The organism is Knoellia sp. Soil729 (assembly GCF_001427985.1).
Classification (GTDB): domain Bacteria; phylum Actinomycetota; class Actinomycetes; order Actinomycetales; family Dermatophilaceae; genus Knoellia.
Window position 1 is genome coordinate 623,293 of the sequence record NZ_LMSA01000001.1, and the last position, 24,663, is coordinate 647,955.

Consider the following 24,663-nt stretch of genomic DNA (forward strand, 5'->3'; position numbering starts at 1 on the left):
GTCGTGAACACCGTCATCGAGACACGCGACCTCCGCAAGACGTTCGGCGCCACCGTGGCGCTCGACGGTCTCGACCTCACCGTTCCCGAGGGTGAGGTCCACGGCTTCCTCGGTCCCAACGGCTCCGGCAAGTCGACGACCATCCGCATCCTCCTCGGGCTCACCCGGCCCGACTCCGGGCACACCAGCCTCTTCGGGGGCGACCCGTGGGCCGACGCGACCGAGCTGCACCGGCGCGTCGCCTACGTCCCCGGCGACGTGGCGCTGTGGCCCAACCTCACCGGCGGGGAGGTCATCGACGTCCTCTCCCGGCTCCGAGGGGGCATCGACGAGGGACGTCGCGCCGACCTCATCGAGCGCTTCGAGCTCGACCCGAGGAAGAAGTCGCGCTCCTACTCCAAGGGCAACCGGCAGAAGGTCGCGCTCATCGCCGCCCTCGCCTCCGACGCTCCCCTGCTCATCCTCGACGAGCCGACGTCCGGCCTCGACCCGCTCATGGAGCGCGTCTTCCAGGACGAGCTGCGCGCCGCCCGCAGCCGCGGCCACTCCGTGCTGCTGTCGAGCCACATCCTCAGCGAGGTCGAGCACGCCTGCGAGCGCGTGAGCATCGTGCGCGCCGGGCGGATCGTCGAGTCGGGCACCCTCGCGGACCTGCGCCACCTTTCGCGTTCGACCGTGCACGCCGTCGTGAGGAGCCCTGTCGCACAGGACATCTCGCAGTGGGCCGGAGTGAGCGACGTCCTGGTCGACGGAGGCCGCACCGAGGTCCGCTTCTCCGTCGACGCCCCCCATGTCGGTGATGCCGTGAGCCGGCTCGACCGGCTGGGCCTGACGAGCCTGACCTGTGAGCCGGCCAGCCTCGAGGACCTCTTTCTCGCGCACTACAGCGCGCCGCCCGAGGGGGTGCCGGTCGCATGAGCACCCTGACCGGGACCGGCACGTTGCTCCACCTCGCGTGGCGTCGAGACCGCGTCCTCATCCCCGTCAGCCTGCTCGCCCTCACCGCCCTCTCGGTCGGGTCGGCGCAGGCCACCATCGACCTCTATCCGACCGACGAGGCCGCCCGCAACGGTCTGGGCTCGGTCCTGACCAACCCGTCCGTCGTCGCGATGTACGGCCCGGTCGCCGCCACCAACCGGGACGCGTTGTCGGTGTTCAAGACCGTGCTCATGGGTGCGGTCTTCGTCGGGTTGTTGGCGTATGCCGTGGTGCGCCGCCACACGCGCCTCGAGGAGGAGGTGGGTCGCCTCGAGCTCGTGGGGGCGGGCGTCGTCGGGCGACGCGCACCCCTCACCGCCGCGATGACGCTCGCCGCTCTCGCCGTCGTCGGGGCTAGCCTGCTGACCACGATCGGGCTCATCGCCGTGGGTCTGGACGCCACCGGGTCGGTCGCCATGGGCGTGGCGTGGATGATCGCCGGCCTGGCGATGGTCGGGGTGACCGCCGTCGCCGCCCAGCTGACGACGAGCGCCCGGGCCTGCGCCGGGATCGCGCTCAGCGCCCTCGCGGCCATGTTCGTCCTGCGCGCCATCGGCGACACGGCCCGTGGCTCGGTGGCTGTCATCTCGTGGGTCAGCCCGCTGGGTTGGGCGTCGAAGGTCAGCGCCTACGGAGGCAACCGGTTCTGGGTTCTCGGGCTGGCGGTGGCGCTTGCGGTCGCGCTGGTGGCGCTCGCGTTCTCCCTCCTCGACCGACGTGACCTCGGGGCCGGGCTCGTCGCTGCGCGTCCCGGTCCGGCCCGCGCCAAGGACGGGCTGGGCACCCCCCTGGTTCTCGTCTGGCACCTCGCCCGGCCTGCTGCCCTCGGGTGGCTGGCCGCCTTCGTCATCCTCGGAGCGGTGCTCGGCGGGCTGGTCGGATCCGTGGCGGATATGGCCTCCGACCAGTCGGTCGTTGACATGCTCAAGGCGCTCGGCGGGAGCGCCGGCAGCATCACCGACATCTTCCTCGCGACCGAGCTCGCGTTCGTCGCCGTCGCTGCTGCCGCCGCGGGCATCTCGCTGGCGCTGCGGCTCGCGTCCGAGGAGCGGGCAGGTCGCGGCGAGCCGGTCCTCGCCACCGCGACCTCACGCAACGCCTGGCTCGGCGCCCATGCCCTGCCCGCGTTCGCCCTCCCTGCTGCGCTGCTGCTCGCTCTCGGCCTGGTCGTCGCGCTGGTCTCCGGCGGTCAGGACGAGGCTCCCGGCACGGTCTCGATGCTGGCTGCGTCGGCCTCCCGCCTCCCTGCGGTCGCCGTCCTCGTGGCGGTGGCTCTCCTCGCGTCCGCGGCCCTGCCCATCCGGGCGCCGGCCATCGGCTGGGGTGCCCTGGCGGTCGCGTTCGCACTCGGTGAGTTCGGCGCCACGGTCGGCCTCCCCGACTGGCTGGTGAAGGTGTCACCGTTCGCGCACGCGCCCCAGCTGCCGGGAGGCAACTTCTCGCCGACGTCGGCGATCGTGCTCTGCGCGGTCGCTGCGCTGCTCACGGGACTGGCCTTCTCGGCATACCGGCGTCGCGACGCTGCCTGAGCCCCGCCGCACACTCACGCGACTGGTTGCAGGGGTTTGACCTTGGGGATCCCGCCTGCTCGCTCCGTGGCGAGGTCGTAGGCCGCCTGCATGGCGAGCCAAGCCCGTGCGGTGCCCACTCCAGCCGCTTCGAGGCGAACAGCGAGATTGGAACTGATACGGGCATGACCGTGCAGCACCCGGCTCAACGTCACGCGGGAGATGCCCAGCCGTGCGGCGGCCTCGCTGACGCTCAGCCCGATCTCTGCGAGCACGTCGTCGCGCAGAATCTCGCCCGGATGGACGGGGTTCTTCATCATGTGGTTCTCCTTCCTGCTCAGTGGTAGTCCTGATAGTCGACGAGCTCAACATCCGATTCGATGAAGCGGAAGGTGATCCGCCAGTTGCCGTTCACCCAGATCGAGTAGTACCCGGCCAAGTCACCTTTGAGTCGGTGCGTCCGAAATGATGGGATTGCCAGGTCGTCGGGGGCCTGTGCCACATCCAGCGCCGACAGTATTCGGAGCAGTTTGGGGACGTGGTCCGCTTGCACACCCTTCTTCGTGCCATGGCGATACAGCTTCTCCAGACCCTTGTGGCGGAAGCTCACGATCACCACACAACTGTATCGCGTATCGATACGCGCTACAACAGCTCCCCAGCTCGTAGTGAGGCACTCAAGTGAGGTCGGTCCGGCCCAGCTCCTTGAGCAGCGCGACGACCTGCTTGACGTCCTGGGCACGCTCCCGGGTCGTGACGAGCACGGCGTCCCCCGAGTCGATGACGACGACGTCCTCCACCCCCACGACGGCGATGGGTCGACCGCCGCGCGGCGAGACGAGGCCGGTGGAGTCGACCGAGTGCACGAGCGCCGGGTCCCCGAGGATGCGCGGCCCTTCCTCGGGTTCGGGCAGCAGCGAGGCGAGGCTCGAGAAGTCCCCGATGTCGTCCCAGGCGAAGTTCCCGGGCACCACGGCTACCACGCCGATGTCGGCGGCGGGCTCGGCGACCGCATGGTCGATGGCGATCTTCTCGAGGGTGGACCAGATCGCGTCGAGCCGCGACGGGTCCGCGGCGATGGCGCGCACGCCGTCGGCCAGCTCGGGGTGCCAGCGGTGCAGGAGGTCGAGCAGGGTTGCCGCTCGCACGACGAACATGCCTGCATTCCAACGGAACTCACCAGTTGCAAGATAGGCAGCGGCACGTCGGCCGTCCGGCTTCTCGACGAACTGACGCACCCGCCGGGCCGTTGCCACGCCGGGGATCGCCGCTCCCATCTGGATGTAGCCGAAGCCCGTCGACGGATGGGTCGGCTCGATGCCGATGGTCACGACGCGTCCGCCGCGGGCCACCTCGACCGCCTCGGTCACGCAGGCGTGGAAGGCCGACGCGTCGGGGATGACGTGGTCGGCCGCGAAGGAACCGAGAATCGCCTCGGGGTCCTGCGCCTCGACGACGGCTGCTGCCAGCCCGATCGCCGCCATCGACTCGCGGGGGGCCGGCTCGGCGATGACCTGCGCATCGGCGAGCGAGGGCAGCTGCTCCCGCACCGCGGCCTCGTGGGCCGCGCCCGTCACGATGACGACCCGGTCGCCGGCCAGCGGCGTCACCCGGTCCACGGTCTCCTGGAGCAGGCTGCGCCCGGAGCCGGTGAGGTCGTGCAGGAACTTGGGGTGGCCGGCGCGAGACAGCGGCCACAGGCGGGTCCCGGCTCCCCCCGCAGGGATGACGGCCCAGAACCCGGGAATGTCTGACATGGCGTCAGGCTAGCCACCCCGACACCTACGATGGCCCGATGGATCTGCTGGAGCCGGTGCTGTTCACCGACGCCTGGGGCTCCCACGTGTCCATCGCCAGCCTCCAGGGCCGCTCCATCCCCAGCGCCGAGCCCGAGTCCGAGCTCTGGATGGGCGCCCACGAGAGCGGCCCCTGCGGCATCACCCGCGACGGCGTGGCCACGACGCTGGCCGACGTCATCCGGGCCGACCCCGAAGGTGAGATGGGGGCGGAGTGCTGCACGGCATACGAGGGCCGTCTGCCGTTCCTCCTCAAGGTGCTCGCCCCCGGTCGCGCGATCTCCATCCAGGCCCACCCCACCGCCGAGCAGGCGCGAGAGATCCGCGAGCGCGACCATGCCGCCGGGGACGCCGACGCGACCTACGTCGACGACTGGGCCAAGCCCGAGATGCTCGTGGCCATCGCGCCGTTCATGGTCTTCGTCGGCATGCGGCCACCGGACGAGGTCGCCTCGCTCACCAAGCGACTCGCCATCCCGCGGCTCACCGCCTTGGTCGACGCGGCGAGCACCCAGCCGAACCCCAGCCATGCCCTGCTCGCCGCCATCCTCGCCACCCCGGCCGAGGAGCACGCCGGGTTCGCCCGCGAGCTCGTCGCGGCCTGCGTGCGCGTCTCCGCCAGCCGCGACGCCGAGGGTCACCACTGCGCGGCCATCGCGCGCGTCGCCGAGGACCACCCGGACGACATCGGGCTCGTGGTGCTCCTGCTCATGTACCACCGGGTCCTCGAGCCCGGCGACTACCTCGACGTGCCGGCCGGCGTGCTGCACTCCTACGTGCGCGGTCTGGGCATCGAGGTGCTTGCCAACTCCGACAACGTCGTTCGCGCCGGACTCACCGGCAAGGAGATCAACATCCCCGAGCTCCTGCGCATCGTCGACCCCGATGCCGACGGCTGCGTCGGGCACGCCGAGACCGACCCGGAGCTCCCCGCCACCGAGCGCTTCCCCAGTCGGTCCGACCGCTTCGCCCTGCGCCGGCTACACTCCCCCGACCAGGTCATCCTGCCGGGCGACGGCACTCCCCGCATCGCGTTCTGCCTGCACGGGGACGTCACCCTCACGACGCCGCAGGCGAGCCTGGCGCTGGGGTCGGTGCAGGCGGCCTACCTGTCGGCCCGTGACCGCGACGTCACCGTGACCGGGAGCGGCGAGGTCTTCCTCGTCACGCTGCCCACGGTCTGACGTTCACCCGCTGCTCACCTGACACACCACCGCAGGCCGCTGCCCCACCACCAGGCACCGAGACCGTGGACCCATGCGAGTGGCCATGGTGACGGAGTCGTTCCTCCCGACGCTCAACGGCGTGACGACGAGCGTATGCCGGGTGGCACAGTCGCTGCGTGCGCTCGGCCACGAGGCCCTCATCATCGCCCCCGGGCCGGCTCCGGCGACGTTCGAGGGGTTCCGGGTGCGCGGCCTGCCCTCGATCCCGGTGCGTCAGTTCCCCGCCGGCGTGCCGACTCCCGCGCTGCGCCGGGCGCTCGAGGAGTTCGAGGCGGACGTCATCCACGCGGCCTCGCCGTTCGTCCTGGGTGCGCGCGCCCTGCAGCTGGCCGACCAGACCGGCACCGCCGCCGTCGCGATCTACCAGACCGACATGCCGAGCTACCTCGCCCAGCACGGCCCCGACCGGCTCCGGGCAGGTGCGGCCAGTGCAGCGTGGCGCTGGATCCGGCGGATGCACGCCCACGCCGACATCACCCTCGCCCCCTCCCGGGCCACCCTGTCTGAGCTGCGCGCCCACGGGGTGCCGCGCACCGACCTGTGGGCCAGAGGCGTTGACACGAGCCTGTTCTCGCCACGCTGGCGCACCGACCCGCGGACGGCTCAGCTGCGCCGCGCCCTGGCACCGGGCGGCGAGGTCCTCCTCGGCTACGTCGGGCGGCTCGCCCCCGAGAAGGAGCTGTGGCGCCTGACCGAGGTCGCCCAGATCCCCGGAACCCGGCTGGTCATCGTGGGAGACGGCCCCGGCCGCGCGCAGGTCGGAGCGCAGCTCACCGAGGCCGTGGCAACCATGCCCGGGCGCCCCAACCGGTCACCCGTCTTCCTGGGTCGCCAGAGCGGCGACGAGCTGGCCCGCTCGTATGCCGCGTTCGACGTCTTCGTGCACACCGGCACCCGCGAGACGTTCGGGCAGACACTCCAGGAGGCGGCCGCGGCCGGCCTGCCCGTGGTTGCTCCGGCGCGTGGTGGCCCCCTCGACCTCGTCGAGCACGGCCGCACGGGCCTGCTCTTCGACCCCGACAGCCCAGGCTCGCTGCACGACCACGTCGACGCGCTCGTGGGCGACGCCGGCTGGCGCGCCGCCATGGGGGCATGCGCCGAGCAGGCCGTCCGCGGCCACTCGTGGGTCAGCCTGACCGAGCAGCTCGTGGGCCACTACACCGCAGCAGGCACGGCCCGCGAGGCCCGCGCATTTCACGCCGCCTGAGGGGCCCGGTCCCGTAGGGTCGACAGGTGGCCCTCTCCCCCTCGCGCGTCGTCAGAAGGACGGCACTCGTGGTGGCCGCACTGGTCACGACCGCGGTGACGGCCACCGCCTCTCCGGCGCTGGCAGCACCCACCCCGAAGCCCGCTCCCTCCGCGAGCCCGACCCTGCCGAGGGTCACGGAGTCGCTCGACCCCGCGCGCAGCGTCGGCGGTCCGCGCCTCGCCGAGATGAACTCGGTCATCGTCGACACGCCTGCGGGCGTACCGGCACCGCCGGCGATCCGTGACGTCGCCTGGCTTCTCGCGGACGCCGACACCGGTGAGGTGATCGCGGCCAAGAACCCGCACGCCCACCTGCTCCCGGCCAGCACGCTCAAGACGCTCACGGCGATCCACCTGCTGCCGCGGATCCCACCCAAGACGATCCTCAAGGCCACGAGCACCGAGGCGAACGCCGAAGGCACTCGTGTCGGCATGGTGGCAGGCGCGACCTACAGCGCCGGGCAGCTCTTCCAAGCGCTCGTCATGTCGTCCGCCAACGACGCGGCCTACGGACTCGCCACGCTCAACGGTGGCCTCGACAAGACGGTCACCGAGCTCAACGCGCTCGCCGACGAGCTGGGAGCCCACGACACCGTCGTCGCCGACCCCAGCGGCCTCGACGCGGCGGGCCAGCACAGCAGCGCCTACGACTTGGCGCTCTTCGGCCGTGCGGCCATCGCCATGCCTGCCTACGTCAAGCTGGCCACGACGAAGTCCGCGAAGTTCCCGGCGGAGGCCGCTCGCGCGTCGCGCAGCCGGTCGTCCTACGCCATCGGCAACCACAACCGCCTGCTCTGGAACTACCCCGGCACCATCGGCGTCAAGAACGGCTTCACCAAGGCGGCCCACCGGACGTTCATCGGTGCGGCGACGCGCGGCGGCAAGACCTACATCGTCACCGAGATGTACGGCACCGAGAGCAGCAGCTGGCGCCCAGCGGCGTCACTGCTCGACTGGGCCTTCGCGCACGGCGACGTCGCCCGGCCGGTCGGCCGACTCGTGGACCGCGGAGAGAAGGTCAGCGCCGCCTCTGTGCAAGAGGCACCCGCCACAGGCACACCGGCTGCTTCAACCAATGCGCTCGACGCCGTTCCCGCACCCGAGCCCTCCGGCCCGCCCGCGGTCGCGGCAGCCTCGCTGACGACGCCGACCGGAGCGGTCCCCCCGTCCCTCATCGCGCTGGCCGCAGGAGCGGCTCTCCTGCTCTGTCTGGCCTGGCTACTGTCCGTGCGGCGTCGAGGCAAGCACCACTGACCTCCCTCGTCCCTGGCCGCAGTTCGGCAGGCCAGTGCGAGCACGGTCAGAGCGTGGCGACGTGGGCCTGCCAGTCGGCATACGTCGGCAGCACAGCAGCGGCACGCGCCTGCGCCAGCGTCGGCGCGGCCTGGTCCTTGGCCGACAGCGTGACCTCGAGGTCCTCGGGGATCGGCAGTCCGATGTCGGGATCCAGCGGATGTATGCCGTGCTCGCCAGTCGGGTTGTAGGCGGCGGTGCACAGGTACATGGCGGTGGTGTCGTCCTCGAGGGCGCAGAACGCGTGGCCGAGCCCCTCGGTCAGGTAGACGGCACGGCGGTCGACGGTGTCGAGGAGAACCTGCTCGACCGTCCCGAAGGTGGGCGAGCCCTCGCGCAGGTCGACGATGAAGTCGAGGAGTTTGCCGCCGAGGGCGGTGATGTACTTGCCCTGCCCGGGCGGGATGTCGGCGAAGTGGATGCCCCGCACCGTCCCACGCGACGAGACCGACACGTTGGTCTGGACGATGTCGGGCCGGTGCCCCAAGTGCTCCGCCAGGCGGTCGCCGCGGAACGACTCGAGGAAGACTCCACGGTCGTCGGGGAACTGGCGTGGCGTGACCACGAACGCCCCCTCGATGGACAGGGGTGCGATGTCCATCAGGCGAAGCCCTTGCCCTGCTCGAGGCAGGTGTGGATGTAGTCGCCGTAGCCACTCTTGACGAGGTCGTCCCCCAGCGCCCTGAACTGCTCGTCGTCGATCCACCCGGCCCGCCACGCGATCTCCTCGACGCAGCCGATCTTGGTGCCCTGCCGCGCCTCGATGAGGTGCACGAACTGGCTCGCGTCCATCAGCCCCTCGAAGGTGCCGGTGTCGAACCACGCGGTTCCTCGCGGAAGCACCGTCACCGTGAGGTCACCACGCTGGAGGTAGGCGTCGTTGACCCCCGTGATCTCCAGCTCGCCCCGCTCGCTGGGCACCAGGTCACGCGCGATCTGCACCACGTCGTTGTCGTAGAAGTACAGCCCGGGGACCGCATAGCTCGACTTCGGCTTGGACGGCTTCTCCTCGATCGAGAGGACGTTGCCCTCGCCGTCGAACTCCACGACGCCGTATGCCGTGGGGTTGTGGACGTGGTACGCGAAGACGTGGCCGCCACTGACGTCTCCCTGCGAGCTCAGCGACCGGCCGAGGCCGGTGCCGTAGAAGATGTTGTCGCCGAGCACGAGCGCCACCGAGTCCGAGCCGATGAAGTCGGCGCCGATGAGGAATGCCTGGGCGAGTCCATCGGGACTCGGCTGCACGGCATACGAGATCTCGATCCCCCAGTCGTGGCCGCCACCGAGGAGGCGCTCGAACTGCTCGAGGTCCTGCGGGGTCGTGATGATGAGGACCTCACGGATCCCGGCCATCATCAGCGTCGCGAGGGGGTAGTAGACCATCGGCTTGTCATAGATGGGCATGAGCTGCTTGCTGATGCCGCGCGTGATCGGGTGAAGCCGCGTGCCCGAACCACCGGCCAGAATGATGCCCTTCATGGGCGCCACCCTAGCCACCGGAGGTCAGCCCTCGTACCGACACGCCTCGGTCAGTAGCCTTGGGGCCGTGCGCACACTAGTCACCGGCGGTGCCGGCTTCATCGGGTCCAACTTCGTCCACCTCACCCTGGCGGCGCGGCCCGACGTCGAGCTCACAGTCCTGGACTCGATGACCTATGCCGGGAACCGCGCCTCACTGGCGGACCTCGGCGACCGGGTCGAGGTCGTCGAGGGAGACATCACCGACGCCGAGCTCGTCGACCGCCTCGTCGCCGCCACGGACCTCGTCGTGCACTTCGCCGCGGAGTCCCACAACGACAACTCCCTGTCGGACCCGTGGCCCTTCGTGCACACCAACGTCATCGGCACCTACACCCTGCTCGAAGCCGTCCGCCGCCATGACGTGCGCTACCACCACATCTCCACCGACGAGGTCTACGGCGACCTCGAGCTCGACGACCCCGAGCGGTTCACCGAGGCCACGCCCTACAACCCCTCCAGCCCCTACTCGTCGACCAAAGGCGCGAGCGACCTGCTGGTCCGTGCCTGGGTGCGTTCCTTCGGCCTGCGGGCCACGATCTCGAACTGTTCCAACAACTACGGCCCGCGCCAGCACGTCGAGAAGTTCATCCCCCGCCAGGTCACCAACGTCCTCGACGGCATCCGCCCCAAGCTCTACGGCGACGGCCTCAACGTGCGCGACTGGATCCATGTCGACGACCACAACAGCGCCGTCTGGGCGATCATCGACCGCGGTGAGCTCGGCGAGACCTACCTCATCGGGGCCGACGGTGAGGTCGACAACAAAACGGTTGTGCGCGACATCCTCGAGCTCATGGGGCAGGAGGCCGACGCGTTCGACCACGTCACCGACCGTCCAGGGCACGACCGTCGCTACGCCATCGACTCCTCCCGCCTGCGCACCGAGCTCGGCTGGACCCCCGAGTACCCGAGCTTCCGCGAGGGCCTCGCGGCCACGATCGAGTGGTACCGCGACAACGAGGCCTGGTGGCGCCCGATGAAGGACGCGACCGAGCGCAAGTACGCCGCAACGCAGTCCGTCGTCCCGCGCTGATGGCCCGCTGGCTCGTCACCGGCGCGGGCGGCATGCTCGCCCACGACCTGCTCCCCCGGCTCACCGCTGCCGGCCACGAGGTCACCGCCCTGCGCCGCCCCGATCTTGACGTCACCGATGCAGCCGCCTGCGCGTCCGCTGTCGACGGGCACGACGTGGTCGCCAACCTCGCCGCGTGGACGGCAGTCGACGACGCTGAGACCCACGAGGCGGACGCCTTCGCCGTCAACGCCGTCGGCGCCGCCAACCTCGCCTCCGCGTGCGCGCGCACCGGGAGCCGCCTCGTCCACGTCTCGACCGACTACGTCTTCTCCGGAGACGCCACCACGCCGTATGCCGTGGACGCGCCGATCGCTCCTCGCTCGGCCTACGGCCGCACCAAGGCGGCAGGTGAGTGGGCCGTGCTCGCCCACTGTCCCTCGGCGCTCGTGGTGCGCACCGCGTGGCTCTATGGCGCGGGCGGCTCCAACTTCGCCGCGACCATGGCGCGCCTCGCAGGTGAGCGCGAGACCCTGTCGGTCGTCGACGACCAACGAGGCCAGCCGACGTGGACCGGCGACCTCGCCGATGCCCTCGTCCGCCTCGTCGATACCGAAGCCGCCGGTGGGCTCTGGCACGGCACCAACGGAGGCGAGACGACGTGGTTCGGCTTCGCCCGTGCGATCTTCGAGGAGCTCGGCCTGGACCCCGAGCGGGTCACCCCCACGACGACCGATGCCTTCCCGCGTCCGGCGGCCCGGCCGGCATACAGCGTCCTCGACCATGCACGCTGGGAGGAAGCGGGGCTCGAACCGCTCCCGGACTGGCGCGACGCACTGCGTCGAGCGGCACCGACCGTCCTCGGAACGACCTGAGGTCAGCGGCGCGGAGTGATACCGCGCAGGACCCGGCCTGCCAGACCGAGCCCGGCTGCCATTGACGCACCCAGGGCGGCACCCAGCGCGAGGTTGAGCCGGTCGTCCGACCGTTTGGCGGTGGGCGCCACGACCCGGTCCGTGTGCCGTTCGGCCGGGCTCGAGCCCGATGGCACCGTGGCCAGCTCGGGGCGCACGGGCCCTTCGAGCAGCTTGGCGCGCTGGCCGTCGGTGAGGTCGGCGACGGCATCAGGCTCGAGGGAGTTCGCCGACCAGGCAGCCGCCAGGAGAACGACGCGTGACATGAAGTTGAGCCAGGCGAGCAGACCCACGACAAGGCCGATCGAGGTGAAGAGCGGGTTCGACGTCGTCCCGGCGATGAGGGTCGTGCCGAGCACCTTGAGCAGGGTGAGGCCGACGCCGCCGACGACCGCGCCACCGAGGAGGCCACGCCACGGGACGTCGACGCCCGACAGCAGCCGCAGCATCACGAGGACGACGAGGCCGTCGAGCACGGCGCCCACGGCAAAGGCGATGACGCTGAGGAGCCAGCCCTGCCCGCCGAGCCCGATGTGGTCGGCGATCCATGAGGTGGCCGCACCCGCGATGCCAGTGACGGCAGCGGACACGACGATGGCCAGCCCGAGGATGACGAGGACGCCGAGGTCGCGCAGCTTGGCCACAAGGAAGTTCCCGGGCGCGCCCTCGGCGCCGAAGATTGCGCGGATGCCGTCACGCAGGGCGCTCAGCCAGCCCAGACCCGCCCAGAGCAGACCTGCCAGCCCGATGAGTCCCGTCACAGTCAAGGTGTTGCCCGACGGGACCTCGAGCGGGATGAGCCCCCCGTTGTCACCGTCCTTGATAAAGCCCGGGAGCGTGGAGTTGAGGTAGTCCCTGATCTGCTGGAGCCATTGCGGGTTGTCCTGGAGCAGCACCCCGAACACGGTGAACGCGAGGGCCACCGCCGGGAAGATCGAGAAGAACGCGAAGTAGGTCACCCCTCCGGCGAGCAGGTTGCCACGGGCGTCGCCGTAGCGCTTCCAGGCGTGCCAGAGGCGAGTGCGCTGTAGCGTGACCCACAGCTCCTTGAGGCGGTCCATGGTCATCCCTCCAGGGCGAACGAGGACAGTGGTCCCCACACTCCGTCGTCGGTCTGGTGGAACAGCTCGAATGACGACACCTCGAAGGTGCATCGGAAGTCGGCCAGGCCCTCGAAGGCTTCGTCGAGCTGCTCCTCGCTGAGCTTGTGCGCGACGGTGACATGCGGGTGGTAGTTGAAGTCCAGGCAGCGCTCGACCGGCCCCCGGCGGACGGCCTTCTCGAGGCGCTCGCACTGCGAGATGCCCGATGACACCTGGACGAAGACGACCGGCGACAGCGGCCGGAAGGTGCCGGTGCCCGCCAAGGTCATCCGGAACGGCGCCTGGCTCCCGGCGACGACGTCGAGGTGCTCCTCGAAGGCCTCGAGCGACGGCGCGTCGATCTCGGTCGGCGGCAGCAGGGTGACGTGCGGTGGGATGGCGTGGGCCAAGGGATCACCGAAACGTTCGCGGGCCTGCTGCAGCACCGACCCGTGGGGTTCGGGGACGGTGATGGCGACGCCGTGAGTGGGCATGAGCTCGACCCTACCGAGAGGAAGCAGGCAGCAGGCCAACGCGGTCACGCACCCGAGCCATCGTGGCCTCGGCGACGCCCCGGGCGCGCGCGGCGCCCGAGGCCAGGATCCGGTCGAGCTCCGCCGGGTCGTCGAGCAGCTCGCGCATCCGCCCCTGGAACGGCTCGACGGCCGCCACGACCACGTCGGCGACCTCCTTCTTGAGGTCGCCGTAGCCGCGCCCCATGAAGGAGCGCTCCAGCTGCTCCACCGGCGTGCCGGAGAGGATGGAGTGGATGACGAGGAGGTTGGACACGCCGGGCTTGGCGTCTACGTCATAGCGGATCTCGGCCTCGGTGTCGGTCACGGCGGACCGGATGTTCTTCGCGATCTTGGCCGGGTCCTGCATGAGGTCGATGAGGCCCTTGGGCGAGGAGCCGGTCTTGCTCATCTTCGACGTCGGGTCCTGCAGGTCCATGATCTTGGCGGCACCCTTGACGATGTAGGGCTCGGGCACGACGAGCGCCTCCCCGAAGCGCGTGTTGAAGCGGCCGGCGAGGTCGCGAGTGATCTCGAGGTGCTGGCGCTGGTCCTCGCCCACCGGCACGTAGGCCGCGTCATACATGAGGATGTCGGCCGCCATGAGCATCGGATAGGTCAGCAGGCCGACGTTCGCGTTCTGGCCCTTGGCGGTCTTGTCCTTGAACTGCGTCATGCGGCGCGCCTCGCCATCGGCGGTGAGGCAGTTCATGACCCACCCGAGCTCGGCGTGCTCGGTGACGTGGCTCTGGCAGAACACGGCCGAGCGCTCCGGGTCCACCCCGCCGGCGATGAACTGCGCCGCCGTCGCGCGGGTACGTGCCCGCAGCACCTCGGGTTCGGTCGGCACCGTCAGCGCGTGAAGGTCGGCGACGAAGTAGTAGGCATCGAACTCGTCCTGCAGCGTGACCCAGTTGACCAGTGCCCCGAGGTAGTTGCCGAGATGTAGCGAGTCACTGGTGGGCTGCATCCCGGAAAGGATCCGGGGAGCCGCCTGGGGGGTCTCAGGTGCGGACATGCGCGTCATTGTGTCAGGTGCCCGCGCCTAGACTCGCAGCGTGCCGCGCCTCACGAGGACCTTCACCGACCGCTTCAGCCACTCCCCCGAGGGAGTGTGGTCCGCGCCCGGGCGGGTCAACCTCATCGGTGAGCACACCGACTACAACGGAGGGCTGGCCCTCCCCATCGCGCTCCCCCACCGCACCCGGTGCGCCGCCTCCGCGCGCGACGATGACACCCTGCGCATCCACTCCCTCCAGGAGGACTCGTTGGTGGAGGTGCGCATCGACGACGTGGCCGCCGGGCACCCTGGTGGGTGGGCGGCATACGTTGCGGGAGTTCTGTGGTCGCTGCGCGAGGCGGGGTATGCCGTGCGCGGACTTGATGTCGTCGTCGACGGCCAGGTGCCCCTCGGGGCGGGCCTGTCCAGCTCCGCAGCCCTGGAGTGTTCGGTCGCCGCCGCGGCCTCGGACCTCTTCGGGCTCGGGCTGCTGGACACCGCCGAGGGTCGTGAGGTGCTGGCCGCCGCATGCCAGAGGGCCGAGAACGACATCGCCGGGGCACCGACCGGCGGCATGGACCAGGCCGCCGCCATGCACTGCACACCAGCGCACGCGCTGCGCCTGGACTGCCTCGACGGCTCCACGCGCCAGGTGCCCTTCGACCTGTCCGCGCATGACCTGGCCCTGCTCGTGACGGACACGCGGGCCAGCCACGCGCTGGCGGACGGTCAGTACGGCGCGCGCCGCGACGCCTGCGAGAAGGCTGCTGAGATCCTCGGGGTCGAGTTCCTCCGGGAGGTCGACATGGCGTCGCTGGAGGACTCGCTCGCCCGGCTGCCCGACGACGTCCTGCGTCGTCGGACGCGTCACGTCGTCACCGAGATCGCTCGCGTCGACGCCGTGGTCGAGGCGCTGCGCGATGGGGACCTCGCCGAGGTGGGGCGGCTGTTCGTCGCGTCGCACGAGTCGCTGCGGGACGACTACGAGGTGTCGTGCACCGAGCTCGACCTCGTCGTCGACACGGCGATGGCCCATGGCGCCCTGGGAGCACGGATGACCGGCGGCGGTTTCGGTGGCTCTGCGATGGCGCTCGTGCCGGTCGCGGAGGTCGAGCGGGTGTCCTCCGCCATCGCAGAAGCCTTCGCGGATGCCAACCTCACGGCGCCAGTGTCGTTCTCGGTCACCGCTGCCGGCCCCGCGCACCGCGACTAACCGAAGCCGGACCAAAGCGACTGATTGCTCGTTCGGCTGTGCGAGCGCAGCGAGTGCGGCGGAACTCGCAATCAGTCGGCCTGCAATGCGAGGTCATAGTCGACCGTGAGGGGCGCGTGGTCACTCCAGCGCTCGGCATAGGTCGCAGCGCGGCCGACCTCCGCTCGCAGGGCGAGCTTGGCCAAGGATGCACTGGCGAAGCGGTAGTCGATGCGCCAGCCGGCGTCGTTGTCGAAGGCCTTCCCGCGCCACGACCACCACGTGTACGGACCCGGCCCGGGCCCGTGAAGGTCGCGGTGCACGTCGGCATAGCCGTGCTCCCGGATCCAGCGATCGAGGTGGGCCTGCTCCTCCGGGAGGAAGCCGGACTTGCCCACGTTGCCCTTCCAGTTCTTCAGGTCATCCGCCGAGTGGCAGATGTTGAGATCACCAGTAAGGACGGCATATCCGTCGTTCTCGGCGAGCGAGGCCAGGCGGAGGCCGACGGCGTCCAGGAAGCGGAACTTCTCGTCCTGCTTCGCGGTCTTGGCCTCGCCCGTGTGGACGTAGGTCGAGATCACGGTCACCGGCCCGTCTGACCCTGCGAGGTCGGCCTCGAGCCAGCGGCCGGCATCGGCGAACTCGACCGGCCCGACGCAGCTGCTGACGCGCAGGGGCGGCTGGCGAGTGAGGACGGCGACGCCCGCGTGACCCTTGGTGCGGCCCTCGGCGGAGCTCACGTGCCACTCCCCCAGACCGCCGTCGGCGAGGACCTCACGGAGCTGCTCGTCGCTGGCCCGGACCTCCTGCAGGGCGATGACATCAGCGTTCTGCTCGCCGAGCCAGCGAAGGCCCCCACGCCGGGCCGCGGCCCGAATTCCGTTGACGTTGGCCGTGATCAGGCGCATGCGTTCAGTGCCAAGGGGCGGAGTCGAGCGCGCGAGCAGGCACTCCGGCTACCACGACCCCCGAGGGCACGTCTCGGGTGACGACCGCCCCCGCGCCCACCGTGCTGTCCGAGCCGACCGTCAGGCCTTGGAGCACCGTGGCGTTCGCACCGATCTGGGTGCCGGCGCCTATCGTGACGTCCCCCGAGACACACGCCTGCGGGTTGAGGCGCACGAAGTCCTCGAGCACACAGTCATGGCCGACCGTCGCGTTCTGGTCGATGTGGACGTGACGCCCGAGACTGACGTTGGTGTTCAGCCGCGCCCCGGCACAGATGATGGCGCCCTCGCCGAGGATGACGTCCGGGCTCACCCAAGAAGTGGGGTGGACAAGCGTCGCGAACGTCGCGCCCGCGTCGTCGAGCCGTTGGGTGATTGCTTTGCGGGCGGCTGCGCCACCGATGCCGAGTGCCACCTGAGTGCCCCGCGGGTTGCGCATGAGGTCGTCGACCGTGCCGAGCAAGGGGATCCCGAGGCGGTCGAGCCGCTCCCGGTTGGTTGCGGTCGGCGTGTCGTCGACCACGCCTGCCACATCGAACTCTGAACCGGCTGCGCGCAGCTCGCGGACGAGCGCCACGACCTCACGGCCAAATCCGCCGGCCCCCACGACGACAACCCCATCAACCGGCCAGTGCCCCATGCCCGTCAGCGTAGCGGCCAGCGAACAGCCCTGATCACCCGCGAATGTTCGACGCATTCGTGCGGCGCGCATCTCGCGCATAGAGTGCAGACATGCCTGCGGATGCCGACCCCCACGCCGCTTCTGGCCACGTCTTGGTGGTGTGCACAGGCAACGTCTGTCGCTCCCCCTACATCGAGCGTGTTCTCGCCCACGAGCTGGCCGGGACCGGCATCACCCTCTCGAGTGCGGGGACAGGTGCCCTGGTCGGATCACCCATCGATGCGCAGTCGGCCAGCCGCTTGGCGGCCGTCGGGGCGGACGCTGACGGCTTCGCAGCCCGACAGGCAAGTCGTGAGATCGTGGCCGAGGCCAACCTCGTCATCGGGGCAACTCGTGAGCACCTCGGCCCCGTGGTGCAGCTGTACCCGCGGGCCCTGCGCTACGCCTTCGCCCTGCATGACCTGGCTGACCTGCTGGCAGGGGTAAGCTCCACGGACATCGCAGCCGCACCAGGCGACAACCGCGTCGCCAAGGTCGCCGCGACTGCCATCGCTCAGCGCGGCATCGTCAACCCGCGCCTCCCCGAGCAGTCGGGGATCGTCGACCCCTACCGCCAGTCAGCGCAGGTTTTCGACCAGATGGTCGACGAGATCGCAACGTCACTTCCGACCATCGCGACGGCGCTGCGCGGCTGACCGACCCCCAGTCGATCGAGTCAACTACCGACGAGGTCCTTGCGGAGGGGGGTCGTGTCCTCTTCGCCGCGCCCACGACGCCGTCGACGGCCATCGGAGGGCTTGCTCGCGGCCTCGGGACGGTATTCGTAGCGGTAGTCGTAGTAGCCACCACGAGCTTGCCGTGGGACCCGGTTGAGGACGATGCCGAGCACGGTTCCGTTGACGGTCTCGAACGTCTCGAGGGCGTGGTCGAACTGGTCCTTGCTGACGATCCCACTACCAGCGACGATGATTGCCCCGTCAGCGAGTCGGGTGAGTACCGTCGAGTCGGTGACCGGCAGTACGGGCGCTCCGTCGATGAGCACGTAGTCGAAGCGGTGGCGCAGCTCGTCGAGGACGTTGCGCATCGACGTCGAGCCCAGGAGCTCGCTCGGATTCGGCGGGGTCGCACCGGCGCCCAGGACGGTCAGCGAGTGTGCACCGAAGGGCTGGAGCACGTCGTCGAGCTCGTAGCGGCCGATGAGGACGTCCGTGAGTCCGACCGAACCCTCGAGACCGAGGTAGGTCAGCAGTCGGGGGCGGCGGAGGTCACCCTCAACGACGCACACGCTCGCGCCGGACTCGGCCATGGCAAGCGCGAGGTTGGCGGTGGTTGTCGACTTACCCTCGCCGGCGATCGACGACGTCACCACGATCACACGAGGATGGTTCGTGGCATCGACGAACTGCAGGTTCGTCCTCAGCGCACGGAACGACTCGGCCCGACCGGCATGCGGGTCTGCTTGGATGATCAAGGGGTGCTTTTCAGCGTCCCCATCAAAGGGGATCCCTCCGAGGACGACTGCTTCCGTCAGGGCCTCCACGTCCTCCTTGGTGCGCAGCTTGGTGTCGAGGAGCTGTTTGAGCACGGCCGCGCCAAAGCCGAGCAGGAGGCCGAGCACCAACCCCAGAGCGAGGTTGCGGGCGGGGCGAGGACTCACGGGCGAGCCGGCCACGGTCGGCTCTCGAAGCAAGGTGACCTTGACCGGGCTGTCTGCTTTCGGGCTGATCCGCTCGAGGTCGGCGACAGTCGTGGGAAAGACCTCAGCGATCGCTTGCGCGATGTCGCGTGCCTTCGTGGGGCTCGGATCCGTGACGGTGACATCAATGAGCACAGTGTCCGGCGGGGTTGTCGCCGACACCTTGCCGGCCAGCGCCCCCGGCGTGTCAGTCACACCCGCTTTGGCAATGACTGGCTCGAGCAGTTTCGGGGCCTTGAGAAGCAGGCTGTAGGACTTCACGCGCTGCTGGGTGAACGTACTGCCTTGGGCCAGTTGGCTGCTGTTGGCGGAGTCCGCGGTCGACACGAAGAATTGTGTGCTCGACGTGTACTGGGGGGTCGCCAATAGCGTGAAGACGGCCGACAGCGCGACAACGCCCAAGGTCACGCCCATAAAGATCCGCCAGCGGCGTCTCAGGATCTGCACATAGGCCATGAGGTCCAAGCGAGCGTTCCTAACATCAAGGGGGCCGGGCATCGGGACCCATTAACCCTAGCGGGCCCAGATGAACTAGTCTCTTCGGCGTGCCGGGGGAGCCAGCTCGAGGCCCATTCTCGCGCGCCTCCCCCATATCGACTCCTGAGAAGGCGATCCTGATCTCCGTGCCGTCCGTCGTCAAGCCGCGTGAATTGGCGGTTCAAGCAGGCTGGGCCCTCGTGGACGCGATCATCGTCTTCGGGGCGGCCCTTGCAGCCGCTTGGCTGCGCTTCGACCTCGACGCCATCCAAGCGACCAGCACGAGCATCATCGCCTTCGCCGCCGTTGCGTCCGTCACGCAGCTCGTCGTGAGCCTCGGGCTCGACGTGCTCTGGCTCGATCACCGCCGTGGTTCGTTCGAGGAGACCGCTCAGGTGGCCCGTGGTGCACTCATCGTCGGGGTCTTCCTAGCGGCGATGAGGTTCTTCACAGACTGGTTCCCGGTCCCACGCAGCCTTCCTCTCGTCGTGCCACTCGTAGCCCTTGTGGGCATGTTCGCCCTGAGGTTCATCGTCCGCTCCTACCGCTGGGGGCGACCGAGCGTCGGCGACAAGGACATCCCAGTCATCGTCTACGGCGCCGGTGAGGGCGGGCGCCAGCTGCTGCGCGCCCTGGCGCGGGACACCTCCTCCGATGGCCGGTTCATCGCTGTGGCCGTCATCGACGACGACGCCCGCAAGCGGCGCATGCCGGTCGAGGGGCTCCGGGTGAACGGTGGAAGCAGCCGCCTACCCGACGTCCTCAACCGGACGGGCGCGACGACGCTCGTCGTGGCCATGCCGTCGATCTCCGCCGATCGGCTTCGTGACATCCGCGGCCTTGCCCGTCAGCACAACCTGCAGCTCTTGGTGCTTCCTCCGGTCGGTCGCCTCCTCGGGCCGCCGAGCGGTGCTGACCTGCGTCAGCTCAACCTTGAGGATCTCCTCGGTCGCCAGCAAATCACCATGGACGCTGCCTCAATCTCAACCTCCATCACCGGCAAGAGGGTCCTCGTCACTGGGGCCGGCGGTTCGATCGGCTCTGAACTCGCGCGTCAGATCGCGAAGTTCAGCCCTGCGAAGCTCGTGCTGCTCGATCGCGACGAATCCGCACTGCACGGGACCCAAATGAGCCTGACCGGCCGTGCGCTCCTGGACGACGGAACCCTTGCGCTTTGCGACATCCGCGACGTCGACGCGCTGCACCGCCTCTTCCAGAGGGAGCTGCCCGACGTCGTCTTCCATGCTGCCGCTCTCAAGCACCTCACCTTGCTCGAGCAGTATCCGATGGAGGCTTGGCAGACGAACGTGCTGGGGACAGCGAACGTTCTCGAGGCTGCGCGATCCGCAGGGTGCCAGATCTTCGTCAACATCTCTACCGATAAAGCTGCCAGCCCCACGTGCGTCCTCGGTTACAGCAAGCGCCTCGCCGAGCGGCTGACTGCCGAGTACGCCGGCCGCGGTGACGGCACCTACGTCAGCGTTCGATTCGGCAACGTCTTGGGCTCCCGGGGATCGGTCATCACCGCGTTCACCGCCCAGATCGAGCAGGGGGGACCGGTGACCATCACCCACCCTGACGTCGAACGGTTCTTCATGCTCATCCCCGAAGCGAGCCAGTTGGTGCTCCAAGCGGCGGCGATCGGCGCGAACGGCGATGTCATGGTCCTCGAGATGGGTCAGCCGGTGAAGATCCTTGACGTCGCACACACACTCATCGACCTGTCGGGCAAGTCGGACGTCGACATCGTCTTCACCGGTCTGCGGCAGGGCGAGAAGATGTCCGAGGAGCTCTTCGCCGACGGCGAGACCATCCAATCCGCCGGGCACCCCCTGATCAACAAGGTCGAGGTTCCACCAATGACGACAGACGAAGTCTCTCGCGCGCGCCTGACCGAGCCCGAGGATGCGCGCCGCTTCATGCAAGCCGAGTCGACCGAATCGGCGATGCTTCCGTGAAGGAGCGCATCCACCTCTCGAGGGCGCACGTCACGGACGTTGAGGAGAAGTACGTCCTCGAGGCCCTGCGCTCCGGCTGGGTTGCCCCGCTCGGACCGATGGTCGACCGCTTCGAGCATGAGGTCGCCCAGCGCAGCGGTGTCGCCGGCGCCCTCGCGCTCGCCTCCGGCACCGCTGCCCTGCACTTGGCGCTGCTCGAGCTCGGCGCCTGCCCCGGCACCGTCGTCGTCCTGCCGTCGATGACCTTCGCCGCCTCGGCCAATGCGGTGGCCTACACCGGTGCCGAGCCGGTGTTCGTCGACTCCACCGAGGACGCCAACGTCGACGTCGACCTCCTGGTCGAGACGGTCGAGACGCTCCTCGCCGAGGGACGCACGGTCGCCGCCGTGATGACTGTCGATCTGTTCGGTCGCTGCTGCGACTACACCGCGCTCGGCGACCGTCTCGAACGCCTCGGGGTGCCGCTCGTCGAGGACGCTGCCGAAGCCCTCGGCGCGAGCCACGGCAACCGGCCTGCCGGCTCGTTTGGCCGGGCCGCGGCGCTGTCCTTCAACGGCAACAAGATCATGACGACCTCGGGCGGTGGCATGCTCCTCAGCAACGACTCGGACCTGCTGGACCGGGCACGCTACCTCTCGACGCAGGCACGCCAGCCCGCGCCGTGGTACGAACACACGGAGATCGGCTACAACTACCGGATGTCCAACATCCTCGCGGCCCTGGGCATCGGTCAGCTCGAGCGGCTTGACTCGATGATCACGCGCCGCCGCGAGATCCGAGACTTGTATGCCGCGGCGCTGGCCGACATCGAAGGTGTCACCTTCCTTGGTCGGGACCAGGGTGGCGACGCCGAGGACAACCACTGGCTCACCTGCATCATGCTCGACCCGGGATCGGTTGCGGCCGACCCCACCAGGGTCATGCAGGAGCTCGATGCCGCCGGCATCGAGGCCCGCCACCTCTGGAAGCCCATGCATCTGCAACCGATCCACGCATCAGCCCGCGCCGCCATCACCGGCAGGGCCGAGGCACTGTTCCGGACCGGCGTCACCCTGCCCTCCGGCTCCGAGCTCACCGACAGCGACATCGACCGGGTCCTGGGCGTGCTCACTCCCCTGCTTCAGGGCCAGCCCGCGTGACCGACGGCAAGCGGCTGATCGACCTCGTCGTCTCCGTCCCTGCACTGGTGCTGTCGCTGCCGGTGCAAGCCGCCGTCGCCGTCGCCGTGCGCAGGAAGCTCGGCTCACCCGTCCTCTTCAGCCAGGAGCGCCCCGGTCTGGGGGGTCGCATGTTCGTCATGCGCAAGTTCCGCACCATGATGGCGACGGACCCGCGCAAGGGCCTCGTGACCGACGCCGACCGGCTCACTCCGTTCGGCATCTTCTTGCGCTCGACGAGCCTCGACGAGCTACCGACCCTGTGGAACATCGTTCGCGGTGACATGTCTCTCGTCGGCCCCCGCCCGCTCCTCGTGCAGTACCTCGGCCGCTACTCCCCCGAGCAGGCACGCCGCCACCAGGTCCGACCCGGCCTCACCGGGCTGGCCCAGGTGAGTGGGCGCAACGCGGTCGGCTGGGAGCAGCGGCTCGCGCTGGACGTCGAGTACGTCGACAACCACACCATGCGCGGCGACCTCGCCATCATCGGCCGGACGGTGGCGGCGGTGTTGCGTCGCGACGGGATTGCTGCCGAGGGTGACGTGACCATGCCTGAGTTCATGGGCGCCCCCGACGCCACGGAGGTCCGACCATGAGCCTGCCCCGCCTTGTCATCATCGGCGCTGGCGGCTTCGCCCGCGAGACGGCCGAGATCGCCCGAAGCGCCCGCCCCGAGCTGGCCCTGGCCTTCGTCGACGACGCTCCGACCGAAGACGCCCTCCGCCTCATGGCCCTCCACGACGCCGCGTACCTCGGTGCGGTGAACTCTTGGCAGCCCAGTCCCGGCGACACCTGCGTCATAGCCATCGGCGACCCTGGCGCCCGAGCGACGATCGCGGCGCGCCTGACCGAGCAAGCCGTCACGTTCGCGGTGCTCGTGCACGCGGATGCGACGGTCACCCCCTCGGCGGTGCTTGAGCCCGGCGTCATCGTCGCCCCGGGCGCGCGCGTCAGCGCCGACGTCGTCTTCGGGGGCCATGTCCACGTCGACCAGAACGCGACAATCGGTCATGACACGAGGGTCAGGGCCCACGCCCGCCTCAACCCTGCGGCGTGCGTCTCGGGCACCGTGACCATCGGCGAGCGCGCCTACATCAGCGCGGGTGCTGTCGTGCTGCAGGGGCTCACGCTCGGTCGCGGCTCCGTCGTTGGCGCGGGCGCCGTAGTGACGCGCGATGTCCCGGAAGGCTCAACGGTCGTCGGCGTCCCTGCCCGGCGGTCACATCCAGTGGGGTGCACCTCTGACGGCCTCGCACGACCGCAGGATCCGACGTGACCACGATCTGGCTTGTCAACCAGTACGCCCTTCCCGCCGAAGGTTCAGGAGGCACCCGCCACCACGCGTTGGCCTCGGCGTGGTCGGAAGCGGGCCACTCCACGGTCATCTGGGCCGCGCCACACAGCTATGCAACCGGCGACTCGAGGAACCTCGACGGAGCGCAGGTCGCCGGTCGCGGGGTGGTCTTTCACTGGGTCCCAACAAGCCCGCACATCGGCAACGGCGTACAGCGGATCTTAGGGATGGTGGGTTTCGCCGTACGGGTCGCCGCGAGGGGGATGCGGCGAGTGAGCGATACACCCCAGGTCGTCATTGGCTCCTCCCCCAACCTCTTCGCCGCCTTGGCTGCCTATGCCATGGCACGACGGCAGGGCGCCCTGTTCATCCTCGAAGTGCGCGACATCTGGCCCAGCTCGGTCATCGAACTCATGGGAGTGAAGGGCTGGCATCCGTTCGTCCTCCTGCTGTCGTCCATGGAGCGGTTCCTCTACCGGCGGGCCGACCAGATCGTGGGTCTGATGGACGGCCTCGAGTCGCATGTCGAGAGCGTCATCGGTCCGTCCCACCCGCCCGTCGCCTGGATCCCCAACGGTGTCGACCTTCGTCGTTTTGCCATCGTGGCGGCGTCTGCGGCCGACACCGACCAGCCGTTCACCTTGGTGTACGCAGGAGCCCACGGCGTGCCCAACAGTCTCGACACGGCCATCGAGGCGATGCGCGAGCTATCGGGTGAGCCGATCCAGCTGCACCTCTACGGCAGCGGCGTCTCAAAGGAATACCTCCAGCGGCAGGCGGCGGACCTTCCCGCCGTCGTCTTCCATGACGCCGTTCCCAAGACGGAGATTCCCCACATCCTGCACGCGGCTTCTGCGCTGCTCATCTGTTGGCGCGACTCGCCTTTATACTCGCGGGGCGTCAGCGCCAACAAGCTGTTCGACTACCTCGCCAGCGGACGTCCGATCGCCCAGTCCTACTCCGGTGCGAACGACATCGTCGAGGCGTCGGGAGCCGGGGTTACCGTGCCGGCCGAGGATCCGCGGTCTCTGGCCCGCGCGATCCTGCGGCTCTCCCGGATGCCCTCCCCCGAGCTGGACGACATGGGAGAGCGAGGTAAGAGCTGGGTGCGGGACCACCGATCCATCGACGTGCTGGCCGAGCGCTTCCGCAGCCTCTTCAGCAGCAGCGTGTGATGGGGCCGTGTCACCCACCACTCTCTCGCGCCGAGGCCAAGCGGTGAGAGTCGGT

Annotated in this window: 24 protein-coding genes and 1 pseudogene; 14 read left to right on the forward strand and 11 right to left on the reverse strand. The window is 69.6% G+C overall.

Annotated elements, in window-relative coordinates; all coding sequences use genetic code 11:
* Window positions 1–3: 3 nt before the first annotated feature.
* Together ASG74_RS02835 and ASG74_RS02840 are read left to right on the forward strand one after the other, a co-directional pair.
* A complete protein-coding gene (locus tag ASG74_RS02835) occupies window positions 4–918 on the forward strand; it encodes an ABC transporter ATP-binding protein (protein ID WP_056138753.1) in 915 nt (304 codons plus the stop codon).
* Window positions 915–2,507 carry an ABC transporter permease gene (locus ASG74_RS02840; protein WP_056138755.1) on the forward strand — a complete coding sequence of 531 codons (1,593 nt, stop codon included), beginning with the start codon at window positions 915–917 and terminating at the stop codon, window positions 2,505–2,507. The genes ASG74_RS02835 and ASG74_RS02840 overlap by 4 nt, the downstream gene beginning before the upstream one ends.
* Before the next feature lie 14 nt (window positions 2,508–2,521).
* Here ASG74_RS02840 and ASG74_RS02845 read toward each other — a convergent pair whose 3' ends face one another.
* From ASG74_RS02845 to ASG74_RS02855, 3 genes are all read right to left on the reverse strand, one after another.
* Entirely contained in the window at window positions 2,522–2,806 is a 285-nt protein-coding gene (locus ASG74_RS02845) for a HigA family addiction module antitoxin (RefSeq protein WP_056138757.1), read from the reverse strand.
* 17 nt (window positions 2,807–2,823) lie between these two features.
* Entirely contained in the window at window positions 2,824–3,102 is a 279-nt protein-coding gene (locus ASG74_RS02850) for a type II toxin-antitoxin system RelE/ParE family toxin (protein ID WP_200942506.1), read from the reverse strand.
* Between the two features lie 61 nt (window positions 3,103–3,163).
* Window positions 3,164–4,243, reverse strand: coding sequence for a mannose-1-phosphate guanylyltransferase (locus tag ASG74_RS02855; RefSeq protein ID WP_056138761.1), 1,080 nt, complete (start codon window positions 4,241–4,243; stop codon window positions 3,164–3,166).
* A gap of 38 nt (window positions 4,244–4,281) precedes the next feature.
* Between ASG74_RS02855 and manA the strand changes: the two genes are divergently transcribed.
* The 3 genes and pseudogenes from manA to ASG74_RS17925 all read left to right on the forward strand — a co-directional run.
* A complete protein-coding gene (gene manA, locus ASG74_RS02860; RefSeq protein ID WP_056138763.1) occupies window positions 4,282–5,466 on the forward strand; it encodes a mannose-6-phosphate isomerase, class I in 1,185 nt (394 codons plus the stop codon).
* Window positions 5,467–5,539: 73 nt separating this feature from the next.
* Window positions 5,540–6,715 carry a glycosyltransferase family 4 protein gene (locus tag ASG74_RS02865; protein ID WP_056138765.1) on the forward strand — a complete coding sequence of 392 codons (1,176 nt, stop codon included), beginning with the start codon at window positions 5,540–5,542 and terminating at the stop codon, window positions 6,713–6,715.
* A 227-nt stretch (window positions 6,716–6,942) separates the two neighbouring features.
* Window positions 6,943–7,641 (forward strand): annotated as a pseudogene (locus tag ASG74_RS17925) (D-alanyl-D-alanine carboxypeptidase family protein); the annotation flags it as partial.
* Window positions 7,642–8,056: 415 nt separating this feature from the next.
* Here the strand turns inward: ASG74_RS17925 and ASG74_RS02875 are convergent.
* Entirely contained in the window at window positions 8,057–8,650 is a 594-nt protein-coding gene (locus ASG74_RS02875) for a dTDP-4-dehydrorhamnose 3,5-epimerase family protein (protein WP_056138769.1), read from the reverse strand.
* Complete coding sequence (gene rfbA / locus ASG74_RS02880) at window positions 8,650–9,528, reverse strand: glucose-1-phosphate thymidylyltransferase RfbA (RefSeq protein ID WP_056138771.1); 879 nt, start codon at window positions 9,526–9,528, stop codon at window positions 8,650–8,652. Before rfbA ends, ASG74_RS02875 begins: the two co-directional genes overlap by 1 nt.
* Window positions 9,529–9,595: 67 nt before the next feature.
* On the opposite strand from rfbA, the gene rfbB reads away from it, so the two are divergent.
* The gene (gene rfbB, locus ASG74_RS02885; RefSeq protein WP_056138773.1) at window positions 9,596–10,603 is read left to right on the forward strand and encodes a dTDP-glucose 4,6-dehydratase; all 1,008 of its coding nucleotides are present in this window, start codon (window positions 9,596–9,598) and stop codon (window positions 10,601–10,603) included.
* Window positions 10,603–11,457 (forward strand): dTDP-4-dehydrorhamnose reductase, encoded by an 855-nt coding sequence (rfbD, locus tag ASG74_RS02890; protein WP_056138774.1) that lies wholly within the window; start codon window positions 10,603–10,605, stop codon window positions 11,455–11,457. The genes rfbB and rfbD overlap by 1 nt, the downstream gene beginning before the upstream one ends.
* 2 nt (window positions 11,458–11,459) lie before the next feature.
* Here the strand turns inward: rfbD and ASG74_RS02895 are convergent, their stop codons facing one another.
* From ASG74_RS02895 to trpS, 3 genes are read right to left on the reverse strand one after another with little or no spacing between them, the layout of a single operon-like run.
* Window positions 11,460–12,563 carry a YihY/virulence factor BrkB family protein gene (locus tag ASG74_RS02895; protein ID WP_235498780.1) on the reverse strand — a complete coding sequence of 368 codons (1,104 nt, stop codon included), beginning with the start codon at window positions 12,561–12,563 and terminating at the stop codon, window positions 11,460–11,462.
* The gene (locus tag ASG74_RS02900; protein WP_056138778.1) at window positions 12,560–13,072 is read right to left on the reverse strand and encodes a 2'-5' RNA ligase family protein; all 513 of its coding nucleotides are present in this window, start codon (window positions 13,070–13,072) and stop codon (window positions 12,560–12,562) included. Before ASG74_RS02900 ends, ASG74_RS02895 begins: the two co-directional genes overlap by 4 nt.
* A 10-nt stretch (window positions 13,073–13,082) precedes the next feature.
* Window positions 13,083–14,117: a tryptophan--tRNA ligase gene (trpS, locus tag ASG74_RS02905; protein WP_056138781.1), complete on the reverse strand. Its 1,035-nt coding sequence runs from the start codon at window positions 14,115–14,117 to the stop codon at window positions 13,083–13,085.
* A 31-nt stretch (window positions 14,118–14,148) separates the two neighbouring features.
* Here trpS and galK point away from each other — a divergent pair, with 31 nt between their 5' ends.
* Window positions 14,149–15,303: a galactokinase gene (gene galK / locus ASG74_RS02910; protein WP_056138783.1), complete on the forward strand. Its 1,155-nt coding sequence runs from the start codon at window positions 14,149–14,151 to the stop codon at window positions 15,301–15,303.
* 71 nt (window positions 15,304–15,374) lie between these two features.
* Here the strand turns inward: galK and ASG74_RS02915 are convergent, their stop codons facing one another.
* Window positions 15,375–16,190, reverse strand: a complete 816-nt coding sequence (locus ASG74_RS02915) for an exodeoxyribonuclease III (protein WP_056138784.1) — start codon at window positions 16,188–16,190, stop codon at window positions 15,375–15,377.
* A gap of 4 nt (window positions 16,191–16,194) precedes the next feature.
* Window positions 16,195–16,869 (reverse strand): acetyltransferase, encoded by a 675-nt coding sequence (locus tag ASG74_RS02920; protein ID WP_056138786.1) that lies wholly within the window; start codon window positions 16,867–16,869, stop codon window positions 16,195–16,197.
* A gap of 92 nt (window positions 16,870–16,961) precedes the next feature.
* Here ASG74_RS02920 and ASG74_RS02925 point away from each other — a divergent pair, with 92 nt between their 5' ends.
* Window positions 16,962–17,546, forward strand: a complete 585-nt coding sequence (locus ASG74_RS02925) for an arsenate reductase/protein-tyrosine-phosphatase family protein (protein WP_056138788.1) — start codon at window positions 16,962–16,964, stop codon at window positions 17,544–17,546.
* 20 nt (window positions 17,547–17,566) lie between these two features.
* Here the strand turns inward: ASG74_RS02925 and ASG74_RS02930 are convergent, their stop codons facing one another.
* The gene (locus ASG74_RS02930; protein ID WP_056139569.1) at window positions 17,567–19,003 is read right to left on the reverse strand and encodes a polysaccharide biosynthesis tyrosine autokinase; all 1,437 of its coding nucleotides are present in this window, start codon (window positions 19,001–19,003) and stop codon (window positions 17,567–17,569) included.
* Between the two features lie 167 nt (window positions 19,004–19,170).
* Between ASG74_RS02930 and ASG74_RS02935 the strand changes: the two genes are divergently transcribed.
* Genes ASG74_RS02935 through ASG74_RS02955 form a run of 5 tightly spaced genes read left to right on the forward strand, consistent with a single transcriptional unit; the run spans window position 19,171 to window position 24,608 of the window.
* Entirely contained in the window at window positions 19,171–20,982 is a 1,812-nt protein-coding gene (locus ASG74_RS02935; protein ID WP_056138790.1) for a nucleoside-diphosphate sugar epimerase/dehydratase, read from the forward strand.
* Window positions 20,979–22,121, forward strand: a complete 1,143-nt coding sequence (locus ASG74_RS02940; protein ID WP_056138792.1) for a DegT/DnrJ/EryC1/StrS family aminotransferase — start codon at window positions 20,979–20,981, stop codon at window positions 22,119–22,121. The genes ASG74_RS02935 and ASG74_RS02940 overlap by 4 nt, the downstream gene beginning before the upstream one ends.
* Window positions 22,118–22,735, forward strand: coding sequence for a sugar transferase (locus ASG74_RS02945; protein WP_056138794.1), 618 nt, complete (start codon window positions 22,118–22,120; stop codon window positions 22,733–22,735). Before ASG74_RS02940 ends, ASG74_RS02945 begins: the two co-directional genes overlap by 4 nt.
* The gene (locus tag ASG74_RS02950) at window positions 22,732–23,415 is read left to right on the forward strand and encodes an acetyltransferase (RefSeq protein WP_056138796.1); all 684 of its coding nucleotides are present in this window, start codon (window positions 22,732–22,734) and stop codon (window positions 23,413–23,415) included. Before ASG74_RS02945 ends, ASG74_RS02950 begins: the two co-directional genes overlap by 4 nt.
* The gene (locus tag ASG74_RS02955; RefSeq protein WP_082569469.1) at window positions 23,412–24,608 is read left to right on the forward strand and encodes a glycosyltransferase family 4 protein; all 1,197 of its coding nucleotides are present in this window, start codon (window positions 23,412–23,414) and stop codon (window positions 24,606–24,608) included. Before ASG74_RS02950 ends, ASG74_RS02955 begins: the two co-directional genes overlap by 4 nt.
* Window positions 24,609–24,663: the final 55 nt, after the last annotated feature.